22 protein-coding genes are annotated in these 24,710 nt (G+C 58.7%); 15 read left to right on the plus strand and 7 right to left on the minus strand.

Annotated features, from left to right (window positions below; genetic code table 11):
- Nucleotides 1-4 precede the first annotated feature (4 nt).
- The 6 genes from MTP37_RS06305 (at nt 5) to MTP37_RS06330 (ending at nt 7,318) form a co-directional block, all read left to right on the plus strand.
- A complete protein-coding gene (locus tag MTP37_RS06305; RefSeq protein WP_249238616.1) occupies nt 5-835 on the plus strand; it encodes a pseudouridine synthase in 831 nt (276 codons plus the stop codon).
- Between the two features lie 64 nt (nt 836-899).
- Nucleotides 900-1,199 (plus strand): hypothetical protein, encoded by a 300-nt coding sequence (locus MTP37_RS06310; RefSeq protein ID WP_249238617.1) that lies wholly within the window; start codon nt 900-902, stop codon nt 1,197-1,199.
- Nucleotides 1,181-2,551, plus strand: coding sequence for a sodium-dependent transporter (locus tag MTP37_RS06315; RefSeq protein ID WP_249238618.1), 1,371 nt, complete (start codon nt 1,181-1,183; stop codon nt 2,549-2,551). The genes MTP37_RS06310 and MTP37_RS06315 overlap by 19 nt, the downstream gene beginning before the upstream one ends.
- Nucleotides 2,552-2,770: 219 nt before the next feature.
- The gene (locus MTP37_RS06320) at nt 2,771-3,493 is read left to right on the plus strand and encodes a LytR/AlgR family response regulator transcription factor (protein ID WP_249238619.1); all 723 of its coding nucleotides are present in this window, start codon (nt 2,771-2,773) and stop codon (nt 3,491-3,493) included.
- On the plus strand, nt 3,486-4,772 hold the full coding sequence (locus MTP37_RS06325; RefSeq protein WP_249238620.1) for a sensor histidine kinase: 1,287 nt from the start codon (nt 3,486-3,488) through the stop codon (nt 4,770-4,772). Before MTP37_RS06320 ends, MTP37_RS06325 begins: the two co-directional genes overlap by 8 nt.
- A 689-nt stretch (nt 4,773-5,461) precedes the next feature.
- Entirely contained in the window at nt 5,462-7,318 is a 1,857-nt protein-coding gene (locus MTP37_RS06330; protein WP_249238621.1) for a hypothetical protein, read from the plus strand.
- A gap of 83 nt (nt 7,319-7,401) precedes the next feature.
- Here MTP37_RS06330 and MTP37_RS06335 read toward each other — a convergent pair whose 3' ends face one another.
- From MTP37_RS06335 to MTP37_RS06345, 3 genes are read right to left on the minus strand one after another with little or no spacing between them, the layout of a single operon-like run.
- Nucleotides 7,402-7,839 carry an aspartate carbamoyltransferase regulatory subunit gene (locus MTP37_RS06335; RefSeq protein WP_249238622.1) on the minus strand — a complete coding sequence of 146 codons (438 nt, stop codon included), beginning with the start codon at nt 7,837-7,839 and terminating at the stop codon, nt 7,402-7,404.
- Nucleotide 7,840: 1 nt separating this feature from the next.
- Nucleotides 7,841-8,782 (minus strand): aspartate carbamoyltransferase, encoded by a 942-nt coding sequence (gene pyrB, locus MTP37_RS06340; protein ID WP_249238623.1) that lies wholly within the window; start codon nt 8,780-8,782, stop codon nt 7,841-7,843.
- 16 nt (nt 8,783-8,798) lie between these two features.
- Nucleotides 8,799-9,554, minus strand: coding sequence for a GntR family transcriptional regulator (locus tag MTP37_RS06345; RefSeq protein ID WP_249238624.1), 756 nt, complete (start codon nt 9,552-9,554; stop codon nt 8,799-8,801).
- Nucleotides 9,555-9,755: 201 nt separating this feature from the next.
- Between MTP37_RS06345 and MTP37_RS06350 the strand changes: the two genes are divergently transcribed.
- Entirely contained in the window at nt 9,756-10,304 is a 549-nt protein-coding gene (locus MTP37_RS06350) for a GNAT family N-acetyltransferase (RefSeq protein WP_249238625.1), read from the plus strand.
- Nucleotides 10,305-10,344: 40 nt separating this feature from the next.
- Here MTP37_RS06350 and MTP37_RS06355 read toward each other — a convergent pair whose 3' ends face one another.
- Nucleotides 10,345-11,709 carry an MATE family efflux transporter gene (locus tag MTP37_RS06355; protein WP_249238626.1) on the minus strand — a complete coding sequence of 455 codons (1,365 nt, stop codon included), beginning with the start codon at nt 11,707-11,709 and terminating at the stop codon, nt 10,345-10,347.
- A 206-nt stretch (nt 11,710-11,915) separates the two neighbouring features.
- Entirely contained in the window at nt 11,916-13,931 is a 2,016-nt protein-coding gene (locus MTP37_RS06360; RefSeq protein WP_249238627.1) for a glycoside hydrolase family 31 protein, read from the minus strand.
- Between the two features lie 419 nt (nt 13,932-14,350).
- On the opposite strand from MTP37_RS06360, the gene MTP37_RS06365 reads away from it, so the two are divergent.
- The 3 genes from MTP37_RS06365 to spoIVA all read left to right on the plus strand — a co-directional run bounded on the left by MTP37_RS06365 (nt 14,351) and on the right by spoIVA (nt 18,876).
- Entirely contained in the window at nt 14,351-14,974 is a 624-nt protein-coding gene (locus MTP37_RS06365) for a sugar transferase (protein ID WP_249238628.1), read from the plus strand.
- 343 nt (nt 14,975-15,317) lie between these two features.
- A complete protein-coding gene (aspS, locus tag MTP37_RS06370; RefSeq protein ID WP_249238629.1) occupies nt 15,318-16,652 on the plus strand; it encodes an aspartate--tRNA(Asn) ligase in 1,335 nt (444 codons plus the stop codon).
- A 733-nt stretch (nt 16,653-17,385) separates the two neighbouring features.
- Entirely contained in the window at nt 17,386-18,876 is a 1,491-nt protein-coding gene (gene spoIVA / locus MTP37_RS06375; protein WP_249238630.1) for a stage IV sporulation protein A, read from the plus strand.
- Between the two features lie 263 nt (nt 18,877-19,139).
- Here spoIVA and MTP37_RS06380 read toward each other — a convergent pair whose 3' ends face one another.
- Nucleotides 19,140-19,691, minus strand: a complete 552-nt coding sequence (locus MTP37_RS06380; RefSeq protein WP_316543760.1) for a DUF4364 family protein — start codon at nt 19,689-19,691, stop codon at nt 19,140-19,142.
- 50 nt (nt 19,692-19,741) lie between these two features.
- Nucleotides 19,742-20,677: a S1 RNA-binding domain-containing protein gene (locus MTP37_RS06385; RefSeq protein ID WP_249238632.1), complete on the minus strand. Its 936-nt coding sequence runs from the start codon at nt 20,675-20,677 to the stop codon at nt 19,742-19,744.
- A 228-nt stretch (nt 20,678-20,905) separates the two neighbouring features.
- Between MTP37_RS06385 and MTP37_RS06390 the strand changes: the two genes are divergently transcribed.
- The 5 genes from MTP37_RS06390 to MTP37_RS06410 all read left to right on the plus strand — a co-directional run bounded on the left by MTP37_RS06390 (nt 20,906) and on the right by MTP37_RS06410 (nt 24,703).
- Complete coding sequence (locus MTP37_RS06390) at nt 20,906-21,094, plus strand: DUF951 domain-containing protein (protein WP_249238633.1); 189 nt, start codon at nt 20,906-20,908, stop codon at nt 21,092-21,094.
- Between the two features lie 123 nt (nt 21,095-21,217).
- On the plus strand, nt 21,218-22,309 hold the full coding sequence (gene prfA / locus MTP37_RS06395; protein WP_249238634.1) for a peptide chain release factor 1: 1,092 nt from the start codon (nt 21,218-21,220) through the stop codon (nt 22,307-22,309).
- An 86-nt stretch (nt 22,310-22,395) separates the two neighbouring features.
- Nucleotides 22,396-23,424 carry an L-threonylcarbamoyladenylate synthase gene (locus MTP37_RS06400; RefSeq protein WP_249238635.1) on the plus strand — a complete coding sequence of 343 codons (1,029 nt, stop codon included), beginning with the start codon at nt 22,396-22,398 and terminating at the stop codon, nt 23,422-23,424.
- Nucleotides 23,421-24,038 (plus strand): dephospho-CoA kinase, encoded by a 618-nt coding sequence (gene coaE, locus MTP37_RS06405; RefSeq protein WP_249238636.1) that lies wholly within the window; start codon nt 23,421-23,423, stop codon nt 24,036-24,038. The genes MTP37_RS06400 and coaE overlap by 4 nt, the downstream gene beginning before the upstream one ends.
- A complete protein-coding gene (locus tag MTP37_RS06410) occupies nt 24,035-24,703 on the plus strand; it encodes a lytic transglycosylase domain-containing protein (protein ID WP_249238637.1) in 669 nt (222 codons plus the stop codon). Before coaE ends, MTP37_RS06410 begins: the two co-directional genes overlap by 4 nt.
- Nucleotides 24,704-24,710 lie beyond the last annotated feature (7 nt).

A 24,710-nucleotide genomic window follows, 5' to 3' on the forward strand; every position in this document is an offset into this window, starting at 1 on the left:
AATTATGGCAGAAGAACGTATTCAGAAGATCATGGCCGAGCAGGGGCTTTGCTCCCGCCGTGCCGCCGAACAGATCATCGCCGAGGGCCGCGTCAAGGTCAACGGCCATCCCGTCAAGGTGGGCGACAAGATGGACCCCAACCGTGACGTGCTGCATGTGGACGATGAGCGCATCTATATCCGCAAGGATCAGCAGATGTACTATCTGGCACTGTATAAGCCCCGCGGCTATGTGACCACCGCCAGCGATGAGCTGGGCCGCAAGACCGTGATGGAGCTGGTGAGCGATATCCCTGCCCGCCTGTACCCGGTGGGCCGTCTGGATAAGGACAGCGAAGGCCTGCTGCTCATGACCAACGACGGCGCTTTTGCACAGGCTGTCACCCATCCGTCCGGCGGCATCTCCAAGCTGTACCGCGTCACCGTGCAGCCCCGCGCCGATGAAAGCCAGATCCTGAAGCTGAGCAGCGGCGTTGTGCTGGATGATGGGACCAAGACCATGCCTTGCGCCATCAACGTTGTTACCGACGAGCCGGGCCGCACCGTGATGGAAATGACCCTGAAAGAGGGCAAGAATCGCGAGATCCGCCGTATGTGCGAGACCGTAGGTCTGGAAGTGGTGCGTTTGAAGCGCAACGCCGAGGGTGTCGTGAAGCTGGGAATGCTCAAGCCCGGCACCTATCGCGAGCTGACCAAGGCGGAGATCAACGGTCTGCGTGCCGCTGCCGCCAAGGGCCGCGCCCAGACCCGCAGCGCCGCAGTGCAGTCCAAGGCTGCCGAGCGCCGCCCCCGCGGCCCGGTGGGCAAGGGTAATGCCCCCAAAAAGCGGAAGTAAATACACCTGTAAAGGGGAGAAGCGTCCAAAGATGCTTCTCCCTTTTTTGCTGCGGGGTAGAAAGATGAATAACTGTCAGCTCTTCACCTTTCAGGTGAGAAAAATTGCAGTCCACCGCAAATACACCGAAAACGGACGCACCTGCAACGAAAATTGCTGCGTGACCCTGCGGCAGGACGGGCTGTGCATGCGAGAAATACAAAAAATACTTTTGACAACAAAAGTTCATCTTTCTGAAGCAGACCTGTTCATCGACAGAATTTGTGCTATAATACAAAAGCAACGCTTTGTCCGGCCTGATGAAGGCGGGGCGGAGCAGATCGGAAAACAAGGAGTTTTGGAATCATGGAAAGAGAAAAACTGAAGTCCCGGCTGGGCTTCATTCTGCTTTCGGCAGGCTGTGCCATCGGCATCGGCAACGTGTGGAAGTTCCCTTATATTGCCGGTCAGGGCGGCGGCGGCGCATTTGTGCTGTTCTACCTGCTCTTTCTGGTCATTCTGGGCCTGCCCATCATGACGATGGAGTTTGCGGTGGGGCGTGCTTCCCGCAAGAGCCCGGTGCGGGCCTATCAGGCACTGGAAAAACCGGGCCAGAAGTGGCACATCCACGGCTATCTCACCCTCGTGGGCTGCTACCTGCTCATGATGTTCTACACCACCGTTGCAGGCTGGATGCTGCACTATTTCTACATGACCGCAGTCGGCAAGCTGGCGGGTCTGGACGCCGATCAGGTGGCCGGTAAGTTCACCGAAATGCTGGCAGACCCCGGTGTTATGACCTTCTGGATGGTCTTTGTTGTGGCGCTGGGCGTTTTTGTGTGCGCCAAGGGCCTGCAGAACGGCCTTGAGCGCGTGACCAAGGTCATGATGATCGCCCTGCTGGTGATCATGGTGGTGCTGGCCGTCAACAGCCTGTTTATGCCCGGTGCAAAGGAGGGCCTGAGCTTCTTCCTTGTGCCTGACTTCAAGCGGATGGAAGAGGTGGGCGTGGTCAACACACTGGTGTCCGCCATGAATCAGGCCTTCTTCACCCTGAGCCTTGGCATCGGCGCAATGTCCATCTTTGGCAGCTACATCGACAAGGAGCACTCCCTGCTGGGTGAGTCCGTCCGCATTGTCATTCTGGATACCTTTGTGGCCATCACCGCCGGTCTTATCATTTTCCCGGCCTGCTTCACCTACGGCGTGGACCAGACCAGCGGCCCCAGCCTGATCTTCATTACCCTGCCCAACATCTTCGCCAATATGGCCATGGGCCGGTTGTGGGGCTCCCTGTTCTTCCTGTTCATGGCCTTTGCGGCGCTTTCCACCGTGCTGGCCGTGTTCGAGAACATCATCTGCTGCGGCATGGAGCTCACCGGCTGCAGCCGCAAAAAATCCAGTCTGGTGAACCTTGTGCTCATCACGGCGCTTTCGCTGCCCTGCGTGCTGGGCTACAACCTCTGGGCATGGGACGGCTTTGCCGTGTTCGGCGGCGCTGTGCTGGACTTTGAAGACTTCCTCGTCAGCAACCTGTTCCTGCCGCTGGGCAGTCTGGTGTATCTGCTGTTCTGCGTTACCCGTTACGGCTGGGGCTGGGACAACTATAAAAAGGAAGTCAACACCGGCAGCGGCCTCAAAATGCAGGACTGGATGCGCGGCTACCTGACCTATGTGCTGCCGGTCATTGTGCTGTTCATCTTTGCCTTTGGCATCTACGATAAATTTTTTGCGTAAATAAATGACTTCGACCTCTCCGCCACCTTCGGTGACGCCTCTTCCAAAGGGAGAAAACCGGACAGAAAGATGCACTTTGCATGGACTGCCAAAGGCTCCCACTTTGGGAGAGCTGGCAAACCCGAAAGGGTCTGGCTGAGAGGGCAGGCAGGTTAACGAAAGGCTCCTCTTATTCCATAAATAAGAGGGGCTTTTTGCAGAAGAAAGGAGTTCTCCGGGATGCACATTCTGATCTGTGATGACGATGCGGCCTTTGGCACCCGCATGGCAGAATATGTGGCCGCTTACTTTGCGGCCCGCAGCATTCTGGTACAGACTGCCGTCTGCACCAGCGCGGGGCAGGCGCTGGAAACGCCGGAGCTGGAGCTGTACCAGCTGGCGTTTCTGGATGTGGACATGCCCAACGTGAACGGTATGGTGCTGGGGCGCCAGCTCAAGCAGAAATGCCCCGGGCTGAAGCTGGTATACGTATCGGCCTATCTGGAATTTGCATTGGAGGGCTATACGGTCAATGCATACCGCTACCTGCTCAAGCGGGACATTGCGCACACCCTGCCCAGCTGTCTGGACGACCTGCTGGCCGAACTGACCGACCAGCGCAAGACCCTGACGGTGCACCACAACCGCGCCGCCACAGAGATCCCGCTGGATCAGATCTATTATCTGGAAAGTGATCTGCGCCAGATCAACGTTTATGGCGACATCCCCCGCCAGCCCATCTGCACCTACTACGGCAAAATTGCCGACCTGCCGCAGATGCTGTACGAGAACGGCTTTTTGCAGGTGAGCCGCAGCGATGTGGTCAACATGAAATATGTGTGCGGCATCCGCAGCTATAAGATGACGCTGAAAAACGGGGTGGAACTCAGCATCAGCCGCCCGGGCTATGCCGCTATCCGCAGCGCATATCTGGAATGGAAGGGGCAGTACGTCGATGAGTGAGGTGTTCACAGATGCGCTGCTCGGGCATCTGGTCTGTCTGGTTCAGGCGAATGCTTTTATTATGGTAGAATGGGCCTACCTTGGCAGGGGGAAATTGCGCTGGCCGGTGCTGTGGGCAGAGCTGCTGTGTATGGGGCAGCTCTGCCTGTCATTCGTGACAGAAATGCCTTTTTTCAATGCGCAGACCATTCTGCTCAATGTATTGTATCTGTTCGTTACCGCGCAGCTGTTTGGCGGAACAATGACGGATAAGCTCACGGCCTGCCTCATCAACGGCACCATGTGCCTGCTGGTGGAGAACACGGTCAACTATACCTATTCCTGGTTCACAGGAGTGCGCACCGGCGAAGCATGGCAGCACCCCGGCTGCCTGATCGCGCTGTGCGCCGCAAACTTCATCGTGGGTGCAGCAGTTGCGCATTCCCTGTACAGCTGGAACCAGAAGTGTGCTTTGCAGCCGCTGCAGGCGCTGGTGATGTCCTTTTTCCCCGGGGTGGCTGTGGTGCTGAACATTGTGCTGATGGTCACAGGGACCCGGCAGCCCGCCACCCTGGTGACCATGCTGCTGACCTTTGGCATGAGCGTGGCGGTGCTGGTGCATATCGCCATCGTGCAGATGTTCAACGATCAGGTGGTGCAGCGGGAAAACTCCCGCTACCGTGCCCGGCTGGAGCAGCAGCGTGCAGAAGCACTGCTGGATTCCTACACGGAGCAGCGCCGCCTGACCCACGAGTTTACCAACCACATGAGCGCTCTCAGCGCGCTGCTGGATCAGGACGACCTGAAGGGAGCCCGCACTTACATTGCAAGTGTGAGCAAACTGGTGGCGGCAGGCACCACCATCATGGACACCCACAACCCGCTGCTGGATTCCATCCTGAGCAAAAAGTACGAAGAAGCGGCCCAAAAGGGTGTGACGGTCTATTTTGACCTGTGCGACCTCAAGGAGATCCCCTTTGATGGCATGGACATGGTCATCGTGCTGTCCAATCTGCTGGACAATGCCATCCGTGCCGCAGCGCAGGCCCTGCCGCCGGAGGTGCATGTGCGCATCCGCAAAACACCGGAGGAGTACCTGCTCTCGGTGCGCAACCGCGTGCAGGATGATCTGGATCTGGAGGACAACAAGCTGCCCGGCACCACCAAAAAGGAGAGCGGCCACGGCATGGGCTTAGCCAATGTGCAGGAGGTGCTGCGCAAGTACGGCGCAGAGTATACGGTCAGCTGCCGCGACCGCTGGTTCCGCTTCACCTGCGCCATCCCGGTGTGCAATTCATGACATGGGCACCGACAGTTTATGACAAGTTTTCTGCAACAGGACCGCAACCGTGCTATACTGAAAACGGTAAAGGTGATGCCTGCACGGGCAGAGTGGATTGCGGCTGAGGCAACTCGGGAAACACTTTACATACGGTGCGGTGCTTCGGACAGCGGTGCGTGTTAAGCTGTCCGCCTTCCCTTTGCTGATTTCCTGCCGGCCTACGGGCCGCGCAGTGTATCCGATGGCGCTTTTGGCGGCGGTCCTTGGGGCTTTGCTGTACATAAAGGTTCGCCCGGCCCGTGCCCTGTGTGGGAACGGAGCATTGGCCGGGTCTGTGATTCACGCCGCGAAAAGCTTCATCGGAATTTTCTGAAGATCGTTGCAGCGGAAGAACAGCTGCTGCAAAATGGAAAGGCTGTTGTGCAAATTTTGCGCGGCAGCTTTTTTGTGTGACAAAATTTCACCTAAAATTCCCCGGAAACTGTAGAATCTTGACGAAAAAAGTGCTATATTGGAACTTGTAAAGCATTTTTGCATCAAATTGGCAAAGCGTGCAAAAGACTGCACGGTGTTTGCCCAATTATGAAGGAGGCAGTGTTCTATGATCTCGTATCGAAATCTTGCCATGCGTGCTCTGAACCACGAGCCCTGCGTTCGGGGGGGGGGGGGGAGGGAAGCCACTGACCCGGAGACTGGCGGCGCTGGCCGTGGCGGCGGCACTGATGGCGGGAACGGCTGTTCCGGCCTTTGCCGAAGTTTACGACATCGGCGCGGGCAGCATCACCATTGAAGCCAACGGCGACGGCACCGCCAAGGTGACTCAGAACGAAAACGTGACCGACAAGGACGACGACGTGGCGGTGACGGGCAGCAATGCAGGCACCAGCAACGCGGTGGACATCATCAACAACACGGACGACGACCTGAAAGTCACCCTCTCGGATGTTACCATCACGGACACAAAAGGTGACGCAGCCGTGAGCGTCTCCGGCACCGGCGACACCACTATTGAGCTGAACGGCAGCAACACGCTGGAAAGCAGCGGCTGGCACGCGGGCTTGGAGCGGAACGAGGAAAAGGACTCCGCCGGGAACGTGGTCAGCGGCAAGCTGACCATTCAGGATGAGGACAAGAACGGCAGTCTGGACGCCACCGGAGGCTACGGCGGCGCAGGTATCGGCGGCGCAAACCTCAAAAATTCCGGCGCCCTCGAGATCACCGGCGGCACCATCACCGCCACCGGAACGCAGGACGGTGCAGGCATTGGCGGCGGTGGCAGCGGCGGCGACGGCACGGTGATCATCTCGGGCGGCAATATCACGGCCCGGGGCGGCTCCTCGGACAACCCGAACGCTATCTGCGGTGCAGGCATTGGCGGTGGCGGCGGCTACGGCAACGCCACGGTGACCATCACCGGTGACGCCGTGATCGAGGAAGCCACCGGCGGCGGTGGGTGCGCAGGCATCGGCAACGGCTATTACGACTCCAAGACTGACATCACCATCTCCGGCAATGCCGAGGTGAAAAACGCTCAGGGCGGTGCCCAGGGTGCGGGCATTGGCGGCGGTGGTTTCGGCGGCACGGGTACGGTGACCATCACCGACAACGCTAAGGTAGACAATGCCACCGGCGGCGAGGGTGCTGCGGGCATCGGCAGCGGTGTGTTTGGTAATGTGACGGTGAATATCTCCGGTAATGCCACGGTCAACGCCGAGGGCGGCGCAAATGGCGCAGGCATTGGCGGCGGCTATGCATCAGCAGGCGATGTGACCATTGAAGGCGGCACGACGGTCAGCGCAGCTGGCGGTGTGGGCGGCGGTGCCGGAATCGGAGGCGGCGCGGATCTGGAAGGAGACGAGGATACCCGGAACCGTGTCACCATCCGCAGCAACGGCGACGGCTCCCCGGATGTGTCCGCTGTGGGCGGTGCCCCGGAGCCGGGTCAGGACGGTGAAGATGCCAGCAAGGGCGGCGCAGCCATCGGCAGCGGCGCACTCATTGACCCAGACGAGGACGCTGCGGAAGCGGATGCCGACATCACCATTGAGGGCAAGGTCACCATCTCTGCCGTTGCAGGCAAGGATGGCGTTGCCATTGGTGCAAACGGCGAAGAGCAGGCTTTTGACGGCCTGCTGCCGGGCTCTTCCATTGACCGGAGAAATACCGACGGCAAGGATATCTCTCTGCCGGGCGACAAAACAGCAGAGGAAACACCCGCGGTGGAGTCAGCCAACAGCGGCCGTCTGGATGCGCTCACGGGCCTGACCGTCACGGATGCGGCGGGCAAGGCAGTGGCGTACACGCTGACATGGCAGGACGGCACGGTGACCGTGAAGGCGGATGCCGCGTTTGCATCCCTGCAAATGACCTATGATGCACTGTGCTGGCTGCGCAGCCACGGGATGCAGACCATGCTCTTTTGCACGCAGGAGCGCACGGCGTCGGTCTCTGCCGTGGAGCTGCTGGGCGTGTGCACTCAGGGCACCACGGTGGTCTGGAACAACGACGGCGCATCGTCGGCTCTGCGAGTGAACGGCGCAGACCACAGCACACTGCTGAAATGACAGCCGATAAAAGATCATAAAGCAATAAAAAAGACCGCTGCATCGTGTGAAATCACGTGCGGCGGTCTCTTTTTTGGTTCGATTTACTCCGGCTTTACCTGCAGTTCCTGCTCGCAGTAGATGCAGCGATACTTGCCGTTGGAGCTCAGCTCAAAGATCTGATCGCACCCTTCCTCAATGGAGGAGATGCAGCGGGGGTTCTTGCACCGCACGATGTTCACCAGACGCTTGGGAGGCTTGGGTTTTTCCTTGCGCACAGCCTTGCCGTTTTCGATGATGGTTACGCTGATGTTCGGGTCAAGGTAGGCCAGCACATCCAGATTCAGCCAGGAAGCATCGCCCTCCACCTTGAGGATGTCCTTGCGGCCGTTCTCGCTCTTGTTGCTGCGTGCATTCTGGATCAGTGCCACGCTGGCGGTGCGGTTGCCCGCAATGCCCAGCAGGTCCATCAGGCCGACGGCGGTGCCTGCCTTGATGTGGTCGATCACGATGCCATTCTGGATCTCGTCAATGTTCAGCATATCAGTTTTCCTCCTTAGATGCCTTGGGGTCGCGCAGGCCCAGCAGGGTCATAATCAGCGCCATGCGGACGTACACACCGTTCTGCACCTGCTCAAAATAAGCGGCGCGGGGGTCATCGTCCACATCCAGCGCGATCTCGTTAACACGGGGCAGGGGATGCAGCACCGCCATATCCGGCTTTGCAAGGCTCATCTTTTCCTTGGTGAGGATGTAGCTGTTCTTCAGGCGGATGTAGTCCTCCTCGTTGAAGAAGCGCTCCTTCTGCACGCGGGTCATGTACAGAATATCCAGCTCCGGCATGGATTCCTCCAGACTGCGGGTCTCCTTGTAGGGGATGCCGTTGGCCTCCAGCACGTCCTTCACGATATAGTCCGGCACCCGCAGCTCTTCCGGGCTGATGAGCACGAAGCGGATGTTCTTGCAGCGTGCCATGGTCTTGATGAGGGAGTGCACGGTGCGGCCGAACTTCAGATCGCCGCACAAGCCGATCGTCAGATCATCCAGCCGTCCCATGCGGCGGCGAATGGTCATCAGGTCGGTCAGGGTCTGGGTGGGGTGCTGGTGTCCGCCGTCGCCCGCGTTGATCACCGGAATGCGGGAGTAGCGGCTTGCACGCAGCGGTGCACCCTCTTTCGGGTGCCGCATGGCCACGATGTCCGCATAGCAGGACACCACGCGGATGGTGTCGGCTACGCTCTCGCCCTTGCTTGCACTGGATACGTTCTCACTGGGGAAGCCCAGCACATGTCCGCCCAGATTCAGCATGGCAGCCTCGAAGGAAAGGCGGGTGCGGGTGGAAGGCTCATAAAACAGGGTGGCCAGCTTTTTGTGGCTGGCTGCGTCCTGATAGGCTGCCGGGTCATCGTGGATGCGGTCGGCCAGATCAAGCAGCGTGGAGATTTCCTGCTGGGTAAAATCCAACGGGTCGATCAGATGTCGCATGGGTACATACCTCCGTTTAAAGCAGTTTGCGTAGGATAGAAAAATCAAAGAAGTTTGTGTAGTAGCTCAGCGAACGCATCACCGGGCGGCACAAACGATTGAAACACACTTCGTCCAGCAGCAGCATGGCTTCGCCGGGAGCAAGGCGCATGGCCGAGCGGATGGCGTCATCGCCGCAGCTTGCCTTCAGGTGGGCAACGTTGGAGGAGATCTGCTGGTGGCATTCCCGTTCCAGAATATCGAACACCCCGCCGGTCAGGTCGATGCGGGTATAATCCCGTGTACCGAACAATGCCCTGGGCAGGTAGTCGATGGAATAGATCACCGGGGTGGTGTCGGCCAGAATGCGCTTTTTGATGCAGATCACATCATCGCCGGGTGCGATGTCCAGATTGTGGGCCAGTTCCTCCCCGGCACGGATGGGAAAGACCTGAATGCCGTCAGCGTGGGGATAGCTGCCAAAGCTGCGGATCAGCGGGTAGTATTCCAGCTTCTGGTCCAGACGGCTGCGCAGGCTCAGCACCGTACGGTTCACCACCGTGCCAATGCCGCGCACTCGCTCCACGTAACCAGCGCGTTCCATTTCGCTCAGCGCATCACGGATGACGGTGCGGCTCACGCCCAGCTCGGCGGCAAGGTCCACCTCGGCAGGCAGACGGTCGGCCCGGGCATAGCGCCCGGTGCGCAGCTCTTCAAGCAGACTGGCAACGATGCGGTCGCTGATGACAGCGCCGCCCAACCGGCTGGAAGATGCAAGTGCAGATTCCTTCATGGTTTGGTTCCTCCGTTCACAGGCAGCGCAGGGCACTGCCGGGACTTGGAGCCCTGCGGCGCACGGCCCCGTTTTGTGACCACGGCCATGCACCGCAAAACCCCTTTCTACTTTATTATAGCATAAATTGACATTTATAAAAGCGGCATTTATACTGGAATCGGCCCAAAAGTACGATTTTATTTTGGAGGGGATAGCAAGATGGAAATTTTTCTGCACAGGATATGCGGCAAAACCGCAGAGCCGCCGGTGCCCATGCTGCTGCGCCGCTGTACGGCAGAGGAAGCCCCGGCGGTGTACGCTTTGCAGAATGAGGTGCGCGCCGCCATGCCGCACCCCGAGCAGTTTGTGCCAGACACGCTGGAAAATATCACGACCTATGTCCGCAAGGACCTGTGCATTGGTGCATGGCAGGGCAGCAGGCTGGGCGGGTACCTCATCGTGCGCTTCTGCGGGCAGAGCGAGCACAACTACGCGGCCTTCATGGACGTCCCGCGTACCGAGTGGGAGCACTGGGCCAATGCCGACAGCGCCATCGTCCACGCAGACTTTCGCGGCAACGGCCTGCAAAGGCTCATGCTGGAAGCAGCCCTGCCGCTCTTCCCGGGCAGGATCACCCACATCGGGGCCACCGTCAGCCCGGAAAACCAGTACAGCCTGAACAACGCCCTTGCATCGGGCTTTGCCATCGTCTCCCGGCGGGAAATGTATGGCGGATACGACCGGTATCTGCTGAAAAAAGACTTGTAAAAAACAGGGCTGCGTCCCCAAACGGATGCAGCCCTGTTCTTCAGTCGATGGATAGTTTAAGTTTGTTTTTCATCTTGTGCCGCACCACAAGCAGACAGGCCAGATGCACGGCGGCGGTCAGCACCCAGCTGATGGGGTAGCTGATGTACAGCATGAACGGTGTGCGGTTCAGCTGGAAGATGGTAGCGATCCACACCAGACGCAGCAGGCAGCTGCCCACAAGGCTCACCACCATGGGCAGCACGCTGTAGCCAAGGCCGCGCAGGCTGCTGGCCAGCGTGTCCATGATGCCACACAGCAGGTAGGTGCCGCAGATCACCCGCAGGCGCTCATATCCGGCGGCAATGACCGCCGCATCCGAGGAGTAGAAGTGCAGCAGCCGGGTGCCTGCCAGCACTGCGCCGCCGCCCAGCACCACGCCGGTGACGATGGCGCACAGCAGGCAGTTGAGGACAACACGGTTCAGGTTCTGGTACTTGCGTGCACCCATGTTCTGGCTGGTAAAGGTCACCGCTGCCTGCGCAAAGGCGTTCATGGCGGTATAGACGAAGCCCTCCAGATTGGCGGAGGCCGAACTGCCTGCCACCACCGTGGAGCCGAAGGAGTTGATAGCCGACTGGATGACCACGTTGGACAGGCTGAACACGGTGCTCTGCAGACCGGCAGGCAGGCCGATGAGCAAAATCTGCTTCAGGGCACCCATGTGGAAGCCCAGATGATGCAGATCCAGATGCAGAGCGCCCTCCTCCTTCATCAGCATCCGCGTCACCATGCAGGCAGAGACGGTCTGACTGATGATGGTAGCCAGTGCCACGCCTGCCACGCTCATGGAAAAGCCAATGACGAACACCAGATTCAGCACCACATTGATGATGCCTGCCGCCGCCAGACAGTACAGGGGACGCTTGGTGTCACCCACGGCGCGCAGCAGTGCCGAGCTGAAGTTGTACAGCATGGTCATGGGCATTCCGATAAAATAGATTTTAAGATACAGCGCAGAGAGGTCGATCACATCCTCCGGGCAGCTCATCAGCTCCAGCAGGCCACGGGCCGCAAAGAACCCCACCACAGCCAGCAGCACGCCGCTGACAAGACCCAGCGTCACCGAGGTCTGCACCGTGTTCTGAACACCGCGCTCGTCCTTTGCGCCAAAACAGCGTGCGGCCACCACATTTGCGCCCAGCGAAAGCCCCACGAACAGATTCACCAGCAGATTGATGAGGGAGCCGTTGGAGCCCACTGCCGCCAGTGCGGTGCTGCCCGCAAAGCGGCCCACGACCACTACGTCCGCTGCGTTGAACAGCAGCTGCAGGATGCTGGAAGCTGCCAGCGGGATGGAGAACAGGATGATCTTTTGGAGCATCGGGCCGCTGGTCAGGTCAGCGGAGCGGCTTGTCTGAGCCATGAGAAGAGTGCCTCCTTTTTATCGTTTACGCGGAGAAGCTGTTTTCCTGAGCATTGCACACTGCTTAGGAGGACGGCATCTGAAATGTAAATATTTCGTAAATAAAGGGAACCGAAGGCATATTATAACGCGCGGCGCAGAAAAATACAAGTGGCACCGCCGAAAAAAGACAGCTTTTTCCGGCAATGCCACAGGAAAACGGCTTTTCAGTTGGATTCAAGCACCTTCCAGTGCTCCGGTGCGGCAAAATCGCTCGTTTCGCCATCATCGGTGTACATCCGGCAGCGGGCGCTGCCGTTTTCGTCCGGGCAGGCCCACAGGGTCAGGCTGGTATCGTCCAGCTGGGCGGTGCAGCTGGCGGGTCTTGCCACCGGTACGGCATGGCCCGGGCGGATGAACAGCAGGACCTCGTCCAGTGCACAGCGGACATAATGGTGCCCGGCGGGCAGAAGCTCGGTGTCGTAGTCGTCCACACTGCGAATGCGGTAGAGCTTCATGGTCTCGGGCAGGTAGACATGGCGTCCGCTGGCGTTCTGGGTGTAGACGGGTGCCACCATCACACCCTCGCCCAGCAGCAGCTGGTCCTGTACCTCGCGGGCGTCCGGGTCGGCGGGGAAGTCAAAGCCCAATGGCCGGAAGTAGCTGGTATTTTCCAGTGCCGCCTTCATGAACTCACTATAAAGGTAGGGCAGCAGGGCATACCGCAGCCGGAGCATCTTCCGCAGGGCGGGCAGCATGTCCGCAAAGCGGTAGTATTCCTGCATCCGGGAACCATCGGTGGAGTGATTGCGCATCAGCGGCGTGAACAGGCCGAACTCCAGCCAGCGTAGGGCGAGATCAGGCGTAGTATCGTAGGAAAAACCGCACAGGTCGGCACCGGTATAAAGAAAGCCGCACAGCTGCACGTTGGGCATCATCTGGATGTTGGCCAGAAGCTGTGCCCATGTGGAAGCGTTGTCACCCAGCCAGATGCCGCCGTAGCGGTGGCTGCCGATGAAGCTGGAGCGGCTGTACAGCAAAGTGCGTCTGCCGGGCCGCAGGCGGGCAAAGGCTTCGCCTGCCGCGCGGGTCATATTGCCGCCGTAGAGGTTGTGCACCCTGTCGTGGCGCACCCGTCGGCCATCCACGTCGTGGTAGAAGCTGGCGTAGTCCGCAGGGGCGTTCATCAGGCCCAGCGCACCGCCTACCACCTTGCCGAAGAATTCATCCTGCACGATGTTGTCCTTCCGGCTCAGTTCGTCCATGCTCTCAAAGAAAGCCTTGAGCCGCTCCGGCGAATAAAACAGCGCAGGCTCGTTCATATCATTCCAGAAGCCATCGATGCCGCAGTCGGTCAGCGCCTTGTACTGCCGGCCGAACCACTCCCGCACCTCCGGACGCAGGAAGTCCGCAAAGTAAGCCTTGCCGGGCCACACCGCCGCCACAAAGGGCGTGCCGTCGGCTTTGGTGCAGAAGTAACCGTTTGCAAGGCCCTCGGCACAGACGGGATTTGCCGGGTCGATGCGCACACCTGCATCGATGATGGGCACCAGCCGGATGCCCTGCGCTTTCAGTTCGGCGCTCAGGGCGGCAAGGTCCGGGAAGCGCTGTTTGTTTACGGTAAAATCCGCGTAATCCTGCATATAATCGATGTCCATACAGATCATATCCAGCGGCAGATCGTTCTCTTTGTACTGACGGGCCACCTCCCGCACGTCCTCAGCGGTTTTGTAGCCAAAGCGGCTCTGTGCCAGACCAAAGGCCCACTTGGGCGGGATATAGCTGCGGCCGATGAGCTGCCGGAACTGGCGGCTGATATCGTTCAGGCCGCCGCCGGTAATGATGTAAAGCTCATAGTCCGGCTCTTCGGTAGAAAAGCGCAGGGTGTCGTATTCGGTGTAGCCGATATCGTAACGCACTTTGCCCGGGAAATCGATGAACACACCAAAGCATTCACAGCCCGCACCGCCATCAATGAGCAGAAAATTGTGCGCACCATAGTAGGAAAGCTTATCCTCGCTGTGGCGGGCTTCATCGGTGTTGTTGGTAACGTAGTGCCAGCCGCGCTTGTTGATGCCGCGGGGCATTTCGCCCAGACCGTACACGATGGCATCCGGAGCCATCCGGTATTCCCAGCCGCCATTCTCAGCGGTGAGAAAGGGCACCGGCCCGGCGAAAACGGGAATGTCCTGCACCACACTGTCGGTGGGCAGGGGAGCGCCAAAACGGAAATGCTGGATCATAAGCGTGAAACCTCCTGTTGGAACTCCTTCAGTCAAACCCTGTGGGTTTGCCAGTGTTCCCCACTCTGTCGCCTTTGGCAGGGCGTTAAGCTTTCCCTCTTTGCCAAAGGCCCCATCTCCGAGGGGGCTGTCGAGCGAAAGCGAGACTGGGGGAGTTGACTTCTTATTTTCTTTATCTTACGTCCTTCTGCCGCACAAAACAAGAGACAAAACCGGCGTTTTTCTGCAATAAAACCGGCAGAATGCGGCCAAATTATCAAAATACCGGCATCTGTTACGGTATACGATTGCAAATGGAGAGGGATGCTGGTATACTGGTAACGCTGTTCCAGGGTGTATCTGAAAACAAAGAAATAGACGATCTTTTCGACTTTTCAGGGACACCTTGGCAGAACAATGGCAAAAAATGGAGGAAGCTCATGTATCGTAACGGTATCAAGCGCCTGCTGGCGATCGTGCTGTCCCTGTGCGGCATGGTCTGCCTGTCATGGCTCTTTCTGATCCTGGCCGTGGCTATCAAGCTGGATTCGCCCGGCCCGGTGTTCTTCAAACAGAAACGTGTGGGTATTGGCAAAAAGCACTTTTACATTTTAAAGTTCCGCACCATGCGCATCGACACGCCCCACGATATGCCTACCCACCTGCTCCACGACCCGGACCAGTATATCACCCGGATGGGGCATTTCCTGCGCAAGACCAGTCTGGACGAGCTGCCCCAGCTGTGGAACATCTTTGTGGGGGATATGGCGGTCATCGGCCCGCGGCCTGCGTTGTGGAACCAGTATGATCTGCTGGCAGAGCGCGACAAGTACCATGCCAACGATGTGCGCCCGGGCCTGACCGGCTGGGCACAGATCCATGGCCGTGATGAGCTGGAGATCGCGGAGAAAGCCAAGCTGGACGGCTGGTATGTGGAGCATCTGAGCTTTGGGCTGGATGTGAAATGCTTCTTCGGCACCATTGCGGCTGTGCTCAGGCACGACGGCGTGGTGGAGGGCGGCACCGGCACTCTGCACGAAGAAACAGGCAAAGAGAACCATTAAGAATAGCCGCGGCCCTTTCACAGAAGGAGTCGGGAGCAGAAACTGCATTTTTCCTCGTGAACCCGAAATCATACGGAAATCAATTTTTGCGGCTTGACCCAGAGCTAAAGCCTTCACCCCTTGGGGGGAAGGTGGCGCGTAGCGCCGGATGAGGGGTATTTAGGGTAAAATGCAGCTGTCCTGCGCCCTCATCAGTCACCTTCGGTGACAGCTTCCCCCGACCGGGGGAAGCCTTTATTCGGAAAGGTGATTTCCGTGCCGAAATCACCATATCTCTTGATTTATCCCCGGAAAAGCGTATAATAAAACAGTACACAAGACGTCAAAGGAGGATTCCTGTATTATGGAACGCACCTATATCAACGAGGCCCAGAAGGCCATCGGCGGCACGGTCAAGGTGCAGGGCTTTATCGAGAACCTGCGCAACAGCAAGTATATGGCCTTCATCGTGCTGAAGGATATTACCGGCAAACTGCAGATCACGGTGGAAAAGGAAGATCACCCCGATCTGGTGGATACCATCGATAAGCTCACCCCGGATTCCGTCATTACCGTCACCGGCAAGGTGATGGAAAACGACTACGTCAAGATGGGCGGCGTGGAGATGATCCCCGAGTCCATCGAGATCGAGAGCATTGCCGATGCACTGCCCATCGTCCGCAAGGAGATCGCAGCCACCAAGAAAAAGAAGGCTGTGGAGCGCTCCAGCATCGACCAGCGCATCGACTACCGCTGGATCGACCTGCGCACCGACGAGAACCAGCTGATGTTCAAGGCACAGAGCTGCTTCGTCAACGCCATGCGCAAGTTCCTGCTGGACCGTAACTTCATCGAGATCCACACCCCCAAGCTGATCGCTGCTGCCAGCGAGAGCGGCTCTGAGGTGTTCAAGGTGGATTACTTCGACCGCAATGCCTATCTGGCACAGAGCCCCCAGTTCTACAAGCAGATGGCCATGGCTGCAGGCTTTGAGCGCATCTTCGAGACCGGCCCTGTGTTCCGCGCCGAGAAGAGCTACACCAACAAGCACTCCACCGAGTTCTCCGGCTTCGATCTGGAGTTCAGCTACATCACTTCCTATAAAGACGTGATGAAGATGGAAGAGGAGCTGCTGACTGCCGGTCTGCAGGCCGTCAAGGACAACTACGGCGATCAGATCAAGGAGATGTTCGGTCAGGAAGTCATCGTGCCCACCACTCCGTTCCCGGTGGTCAAGCTGGCAGACCTGTACAAGGGCTTGGAAGAAGAGTTCGGCTATACCGTCGATGAGAGCGAGAAGGGCGACCTGACCACTGAGGCCGAGCGCCTGAGCTATGAGTGGGTGAAGAAGCACTACGGTCACGAGTTCCTCTTCATCACCGATTATTCCGCCGAGAAGCGTGCCTTCTACCACATGCGGGATGAGAACGGTGTGCCGCAGGGCTACGACCTGATCTGGCGTGGTGTTGAGATCACCACCGGTGCCCAGCGCGAGCACCGCTACGAAGTGCTGAAGAAGCAGGCTGAGGAAAAGGGACTGGCTGAGGACGTCAAGTTCTATCTGGAGTTCTTCCAGTACGGCTGTCCGCCCCACGGCGGCTTCGGCATTGGCATCGACCGCCTGACCATGCTGCTGTGCGGCCTGACCATCAAGGAGGCCGAGTTCCTGTTCCGCGGCCCCAACCGCCTGACCCCGTAATTTCATAGGAACCATACCGAGAGCTGCTGTGCATTTTGCGCGGCAGCTCTCTTTTTGTTGGACGATTTAAAATGGCTCCGCTTCGCTCTGCCATTCTTAGCGGAAAATAATTTTTAGATTTTGGTCTAGCGGAATGCCTGCGGGCATTCCGCTAGACCATTTTCACAGATGGGGCTGTGACGGAAAACGGCTTTTGCATGGCATCAGTATCGATTGCAATAAGAAGGTGTCCGGCTTTGACAGAGGGAGTTCAGCCGTCCCCTTGGGAGAAGGGGAAGCATCCTCGCCCTCTCGGTCAAATCCTTCGGATTTGCCAGCTCCCCCGAAGGGGGAGCTTCTGACGCATCCGCAAGGCTTGAATTTTATCTGGAAACTGCGCCGTTACTGCAAAAAGCTCCCCCTTCGGGGGAGCTGGCGAACGAATGTGAGCCTGAGAGGGTTCAGCATGCTGAAAGCAAACAGGTAGCCCCTCCACAGCGCCGCGCTTTCGCAGAAAGCGGCGCTGTAAATGCTGTTTCCCTCTACGACCCCATCTGTGAAAAAGCAATTCAGGAAAATCCGCAGATTTTCCTGAATTGCAATTATAAAGTAAATTTTCCGCTGAATATGCCCAGAGCAAAGCGGAGGGCATTCAAAATCGTTCCGGCATAATGCCCCGTCCTGTTTCATACGATACAACAAGCGGACCGGAAACCTGTCCGGTGCACAGCGCAAACGGGAAGGGGAGAGCAATTTGGCAAATCAGGAACAGAATGGCATCTGCCGTGAGATCGGCGCACGCACCGGCGGAGATATCTACATTGGGGTGGTGGGCCCGGTGCGCAGCGGCAAATCCACCTTCATCAAGCGTTTCATGGAGCAGCTGGTGCTGCCGGCCATCGGCCCGGCGGCAGCCCGGGAACGTGCCCGGGACGAGCTGCCTCAGTCGGCCGCAGGCCGTACCATCATGACCACCGAGCCGAAATTCATCCCGGAAACGGCCGTGCCCCTGCAATTGGAGGGCGGCGGCGAGTGCAGGGTGCGGCTCATCGACTGCGTGGGCTACATGGTGGAGGGGGCCATGGGACACGAGGAAAACGACAGGCCCCGCATGGTCAAGAGCCCATGGTTCGACCACGAGGTCCCCTTCGATCTTGCCGCCGAGACAGGCACCCGCAAGGTGATCTGCGAACATTCCACCATCGGCATCGTGGTCACAACCGACGGTTCGGTAAGTGACATCCCGCGGGAGGGCTATGCCAGAACCGAGAAGCGCATCGTGGAAGAACTGGATGCGCTGGGCAAGCCCTACATCATCCTGCTCAACAGCACCCACCCGGATGCCCCGGAGACGAAGCAGCTGGCCGAGGGCATGGCCCGGGACTATGACCACACCGTTCTGCCGGTGAGCTGCGTGGATCTGGACGCGGAGGCACTCGGCAGCATTCTGCGGCAGGTCCTGTACGAGTTTCCGGTGAGGGAGCTGGATTTTGCCCTGCCGCGCTGGGTCACGATGCTGGAAAACGGCCACTGGCTGCAGACGCAGGTGTATGATGCCGCCATGCAGCTGGCAGAGAAGGTCTCCCGCATGAAGGATGTTCCGGCCGGGAGCGACACATCGGCATTGGAATGCGACGCGGTGCAGCGGTCGTCCATCAGCGGCATCGACCTTGCGGCCGGCAGCGTGCGCATCACGGTGGAGCTGAAGCCGGAGATTTTTTATCAGGTGCTGAGCGAGCAGACCGGCCTTGCCATTGGCGACGAAGCGGGCCTGATGCCCTGCATCATGGAGCTGGCGCGGGCGAAGCGCGAGTACGAGAAGGTGCGCAGTGCCCTTGAGCAGGTGGAAGCCACCGGCTATGGCATCGTGATGCCTTCGGTCAGCGAACTGAAGCTGGAACAGCCCCAGATCGTGCGACAGGGGGCAAGCTATGGGGTCCGTCTGGAAGCCTGCGCGCCCTCCATCCAGATGCTGAAGGCGACCATCCACACCGAACTCAGCCCCATCGTGGGCACCGAAAAGCAGAGCGAGGAGCTTGCCCGCAGCCTGTTGGCCGGTTTTGAGGACGACCCGGAGAAACTGTGGGAGTCCAACATCTTTGGCAAGAGTCTGCACGAGCTGGTGAACGAGGGCCTGCAGAGCAAGCTGCTGCATATGCCGCAGGAGGCCCGCACCCGGCTGCAGGAAACGCTGGAACGGGTCATCAATGAGGGCTGTACCGGGCTCATCTGCATCCTGATTTGATTTTTTATTGAGAATGGCCTCCGTTTCACTCTGGCCATGCTCAGCGGAATTATTTTTATATTCAAAAACCGGAAAAGTCTGCGGACTTTTCCGGTTTTTGACTTTCACAGTAAAGGTCGTAAGGAAAAATGCAGTTTGAAATTTGGATACTTCTCGTGAAAAAAGCGGTTTGGAGGTGTCCGCAGACACTTCCAAACCGTAAATAAAATCATGAAATTTCCGCTGTTTATGGCTAAAGCGTGCGCGGCAGCCATTCCGGATCGTTACTTTTCTTCTTCGGTCAGCTTATTGATGAGCATCTGATAGATCTCGTTGCCCTTGAGGATGAACTGCTTTTTGATCAGGTCAGCCGAAAGGCGGTCGGGAGCCCCCAGCTCCAGACAGAACAGCTCCGCATCCAGTCCCTTTACGGTGCAGCGCACGGTGCAGTGACCGTCTGCCTTTTCGGTGATGCTGGCGCTGTACTTGGCCTCCTTGCGGGCCCAGGTCTGGCAGCGCAGCACAGCAGCCACAGCGCGTTCCCGCACACTGCGGGGCAGGTCGTAGGCAAGCTCCTGCGCGACCTTGCGGCCCTTATCGGTAATGGTGTAGCTGCCCTTTGTCAGGGTGACGAGCTGCTGCTTGGTGATATCGTCCAGACACGAGCCGATCTCAAAATAATTCACCAGAGCTTCTTCCATCAGGGCGTTTTCAATCTCCTGCCGGGCAATGGGTCCGGCATTTTTGACCAGATAGCACAGCAGCAGCCGGATCTCGGTGCTGCTGGTCAGCCCGCCGGGACGTACACCGGCGGTAAAAGCATCATTAGCGGCCATCGTTCCATACATCCCCCTTGCATTCCTTTTCTTTTATAGTATAAAGGGTTTCACGCCGGATTGCAAGCCGCAGCGGCAAAATCTGTCTCGATCCGCTTCGGGCTTTCCGGTGTGGAGTAGACCCACCGGTCAAGACGGCCCTCGGTGATGAAGTATTTCAGCTCGAACCGGTGGCGCTGGTTCAGGGAATGGTTCACGATCACCAGCTTGATCTTCATCTTTTCCGGCAGGATGTTCTTGATGTAGACGCTGACAGCCTGCCCGGGGGTCAGGTCGGCACAGCTCTCCGCAAGGCCGGCCAGATTGGGTGCGATCTCAATGAAGGTGCCGTATTCCTCCACACTGCGCACGATGCCCACCACGGTCTCGCCCACGGTGAACCCGGCGGCGTTTTCCTCCCAGGTGCCCAGCAGCTCCCGGATGGTCAGCACAAAGCGGCCCTGCAGGTCCCGGCTCTTGATGGCGCATAGGATCTGCTGCCCCACACTCACCCGGTCGGCAGGGGAGGAGATGCGACTCACCGACATGCAGTCGATGGGCAGCAGGGCGCTGATGCCGCAGCCTACATCACAAAAGGCACCAAAGGGTTCAATGTGGGTCACCGTGCAGGGCAGGATATCGCCGGGCTGCAGGGCGTCCAGATAGTCGGCCTTGCACATCCGCTGTGCCTCAGCACGGGAAAGCCGGTACACCGGCTGTCCGGTCTCGTCGGTGTCCAGCGACTCAATGACAAAGCAGGTGGGGCGGCCTACCCGGGTCAGTACGGCAATGTCCCGCACGGTGCCGTTCTCGGCGCCGTCGGCGCACTGGGCAAAGGGCATCACGGCCTTCACTCCGCCCAGCTCAAACCGCAGCTGACGCTGGGTATCAAAGGCCAGAGCGGTGGATTGCAGGATCTCACGGTTGGCCATGGCGGCACGCAGCTCGGCGGCGGTCATGCGGGCAGCAGAACGGTAGCTGCCTTCGGTACGATATGCATGCATCATCTTTCATTCCTCTTTCTGTTGTTTTTGGGAGCTGGACAGGTGCCGTCTGGGAAAGCCAGCTCCATTTCATTAAAACTTATGCATCTGCTATTGCGGATATTTGCATTTTATGCGGCTTTGCATTATACTATATTTGTATGCGCTGTGCCCGGCACACCGGGGGCGCGCACACGCGCCGCCTGCCCACAGACGACTGAAAAAGGCAGGCAGAAGGGAGAAGCCAAGGTTATGGACATTGCTGTAGGCGATACCATCCTCACCCGCAAAAAGCACCCCTGCGGTGCGCAGAGCTTTGAAGTGCTGCGCGTCGGCATGGATTTCAAGATCCGGTGCACTGGCTGCGGGCATGAGGTGATGCTGCCGCGTGCTAAAATTGAAAAGAACATCAAAAAGGTGATAAGGCCCGGGCAGGTCTAGCGTCCGGCACAGCTCGCATGGGAAACGTATGCCTTTGCATGTGCGGGTGTGAGACGTGCCCTGCCGGGGCGTCCTGCTGCGCTGCAGATGCAGATTTGAGTTGTTAGGAGAACTGCCGGAATTATGCCGAACATGTTTACCCAAATGGATGCTGTCTGCCATCGCTTTGAGGAGCTTTCCGTCCGCCTGAACCAGCCGGATGCCGCTGCCGACCCTGCGCTGTTCCGCAAGCTGATGCGGGAGTATCACGACGCAGAGCCTGTTGTGCAGGCCTACCGGGAGTGGCAGACTGCACAGGATCATCTGGAACAGGCAAAAGCCCTGCTGGAAGAGTCTGGTGCTCTTGACCCGGACTTTAAACAGATGATACAGCAGGAAATCAGCGAAAAAAGTCAAGATGTGGAAAAACTGGAAAATAATCTCAAAATTATGCTGCTGCCCAAAGATGTGAACGATGGCAAAAATGTCATTGTGGAGATCCGCAGCGGCGCAGGCGGCGAGGAAGCGGCCCTGTTTGCCCACAGTCTGCTGCGCATGTACACCATGTATGTGCAAAGCAGGGGATGGAAGCTGGAAATGCTCAACCTGAACGAGACCGAGCTTGGCGGCGTGAAGGAAGCCATCTTCTCGGTGGATGGTGCCGGGGCCTACAACCGCCTCAAGTACGAGAGCGGTGTGCACCGGGTGCAGCGCGTGCCGGAGACCGAGACCCAGGGCCGCATCCACACCTCCACCGCTACGGTGGCCGTTATGCCTCAGGCCGAGGAAGTGGACTTTGCACTGGACCTGAAAGACCTGCGCATCGACACCTTCCGTTCCTCCGGCGCGGGCGGTCAGCACATCAACAAAACCTCCAGCGCCATCCGTGTGACACATATCCCCACCGGCACGGTGGTAGAATGCCAGAACGAGCGCAGCCAGTTCCAGAACAAGGATAAGGCACTGGAGATCCTGCGCAGCCGCCTGCTGGCACAGAAGCAGAAACAGCAGCAGGACGCCATCAATTCGGAGCGGCAGGGGCAGGTGGGCACCGGTGACCGCAGCGAGAAGATCCGTACCTATAACTTCCCGCAGGACCGCTGCACCGACCACCGCATCGGCCTGACCGTGCACAATCTGGATAAGATCATGGACGGCAATCTGGACGACGTGATCGACGCGCTTGCCACCCGGGAACAGACCGAAAAACTGCAGAAGCTCAACGAACAACACTGAAAATATGATTTTAAAATAACACGTTATCCTGTTGAAATACGCCGAAAAGCAAAAATACTTTACAGATAGAAAGAACGATGATCCGTATGGAATTTAAGACTGAAGTTTTATCCGCTGCAGAAGAAAAAAGCATTGAAAAAGCGGCTGCCCTGCTGCAGAAAGGCGAGCTGGTGGCGCTGCCCACCGAGACGGTTTACGGCATTGCTGCCGATGCACGCAACGGCGAGGCGGTCAAAAAGATCTTTGTGGCGAAGGGACGTCCGCAGGACAATCCCCTCATCGTCCATGTCACCGGCCCGGAAATGCTGCCCGGCCTTGTCAGCGAGGTGCCGGAGCGCGCCCAGCTGCTGATGGCGGCGTTCTGCCCCGGCCCGCTCACCATCATCATGCCCCGCGGCCCGGAGGTGGCAGCGGAGTGCTGTGCAGGTCTGGATACCGTGGGCATCCGGATGCCCAGCCACCCGGTGGCCCGTGCAGTCATTGAAAAGAGCGGCTGCGCCTTTGCCGCCCCCAGCGCCAATCTTTCCGGCAAGCCCAGCCCCACCAACGCGCAGGATGTGTTCACCGATATGGACGGCCGCCTGCCGCTGATTCTGGATGGCGGCGAGTGCGATGTGGGCGTGGAAAGCACCGTGGTGTCGGTGGTAGGCGAAAAGCCCACCCTGTTCCGCCCGGGCCACATCACGCTGGAAGACCTCGAGCGTGCCCTCGGTGAAGAGGTGGAAGTGTCCAAGGCCATCCTTGAAAAGCTGCCGGAGGGTGCTGTGGTGCGCAGCCCCGGCATGAAGTACAAGCACTATGCGCCCAAGGCAGATGTGACCCTGCTGGACGGCACCTTTGAGCAGTTCAAGGCATATGTGGACGCCCACGCTGACCAGAATCCCAGCTGCCTGTGCTTCACCGGCGAGGCAGAAAAGCTGGGTGTGCCCTGCGTGGAGTATGGCCGCGAAGGGGACGGTGCCGATCAGGCAAAGCACATTTTCCGCTCTCTGCGTGCGCTGGATGAGCAGGGGGATGCGGTGGTCTACGCCCGCTGTCCCAGAAAAGACGGCCTTTCCATGGCGGTGTACAACCGCCTGATCCGCGCTGCGGCTTTCCGGGTGATCAAGCTATGATCTGTTTGGGAATCACCGGCCGCAGCGGCTGCGGAAAATCTACGGTCACCTCGGTGTTTTCGGCCCACGGCGTGCCGCTGGCCGACGCCGACCAGATCAGCCGCGAAATTTTGCTGCCCGGCTCGCCGCTGCTGCCAAAGCTGGCGCGGCGGTTTGGCGCGGACATTTTAAAGCAGGATGGCACATTGAACCGCCGCCTGCTGGCCGACTGTGCTTTTGCCACCCCTGAGGGCAAAGCAGCGCTGGACAGCCTGACCCATCCGGAGATCGTCCACCGCATCCGTGCGGCAAAGCAGGCGGCACTGGATGCCGGAGCACCGCTGTTCGTGCTGGATGGTGCGGTCATCGTGGGGACTGCGGCACAGGCCGAGTGCGACCGCCTGTGCGTGGTCACGGCACCTTTTGAGACCAGTGTGGCCCGCATCGTGGCCCGGGACGGCATTTCGGCTGAAATGGCTGCCCGCCGCCTGAACGCACAGACGCCGGAAACCGTGCTCACCGCACAGGCAGACTATGTTCTGCGCAACGACGCAGACCTTGCACATCTGCAGGCTGCGGCTGAGGAGCTGTGCGGGAAGCTTCTGGCAGAAGGAGGTGCGGGAAAAGAGCTTTGAACGAACGATATAACGAACAAGATCCTGCACCGCAGTACGACCCGGAGGCGGCCCGCATCCGCCGCGCTCTCCGCGCCCAGAAGGCACGCCGCCGCAAAAAAATGCGCAGCCGCAGGCTGTTCCTGCTGGGCATGGCGCTGATCCTGCTGTTTGTGCTGGTGCCCAACTTGTGGGGCAGGGCAGAACGGCTTTTATACCCCCGTAAGTACGAAGCGCTGGTGGAGCGCTGGGCCGACACCTACGACCTTGACCCGCTTCTGGTGGATGCCTTCATCCGCACCGAAAGCGGCTTTGACCCGCAGGCCACCTCCACTGTGGATGCCCGGGGCCTGATGCAGATGACCGAGGAGACCTTTATCTGGCTGCGCAGCAAGATCGCACCGGACGAAGGGTTGCTCTTTGCAAATCTCTACGACCCGGAGACCAGCATCCGGTTCGGATGCTATTACCTGCACCTGTGCATGGAGCGCTACAACGGCGATGTTGCCACTGCCGCTGCTGCTTATCACAGCGGGTGGGGCACGGTGGATGCTCTTTTGCAGATGGAAGAGCACTCCGCAGACGGCGAAACGCTGCAGGGCTTCCCTTACAGCCAGATGAACCACTACGTAAAAAAGATCACTTTCTGCTATGCGGAATATCAGCGCATCTATGCAGGAAGCTGAGAGGAGA

The organism is Faecalibacterium sp. HTF-F, assembly GCF_023347535.1.
GTDB classification, from domain to species: domain Bacteria; phylum Bacillota; class Clostridia; order Oscillospirales; family Ruminococcaceae; genus Faecalibacterium; species Faecalibacterium wellingii.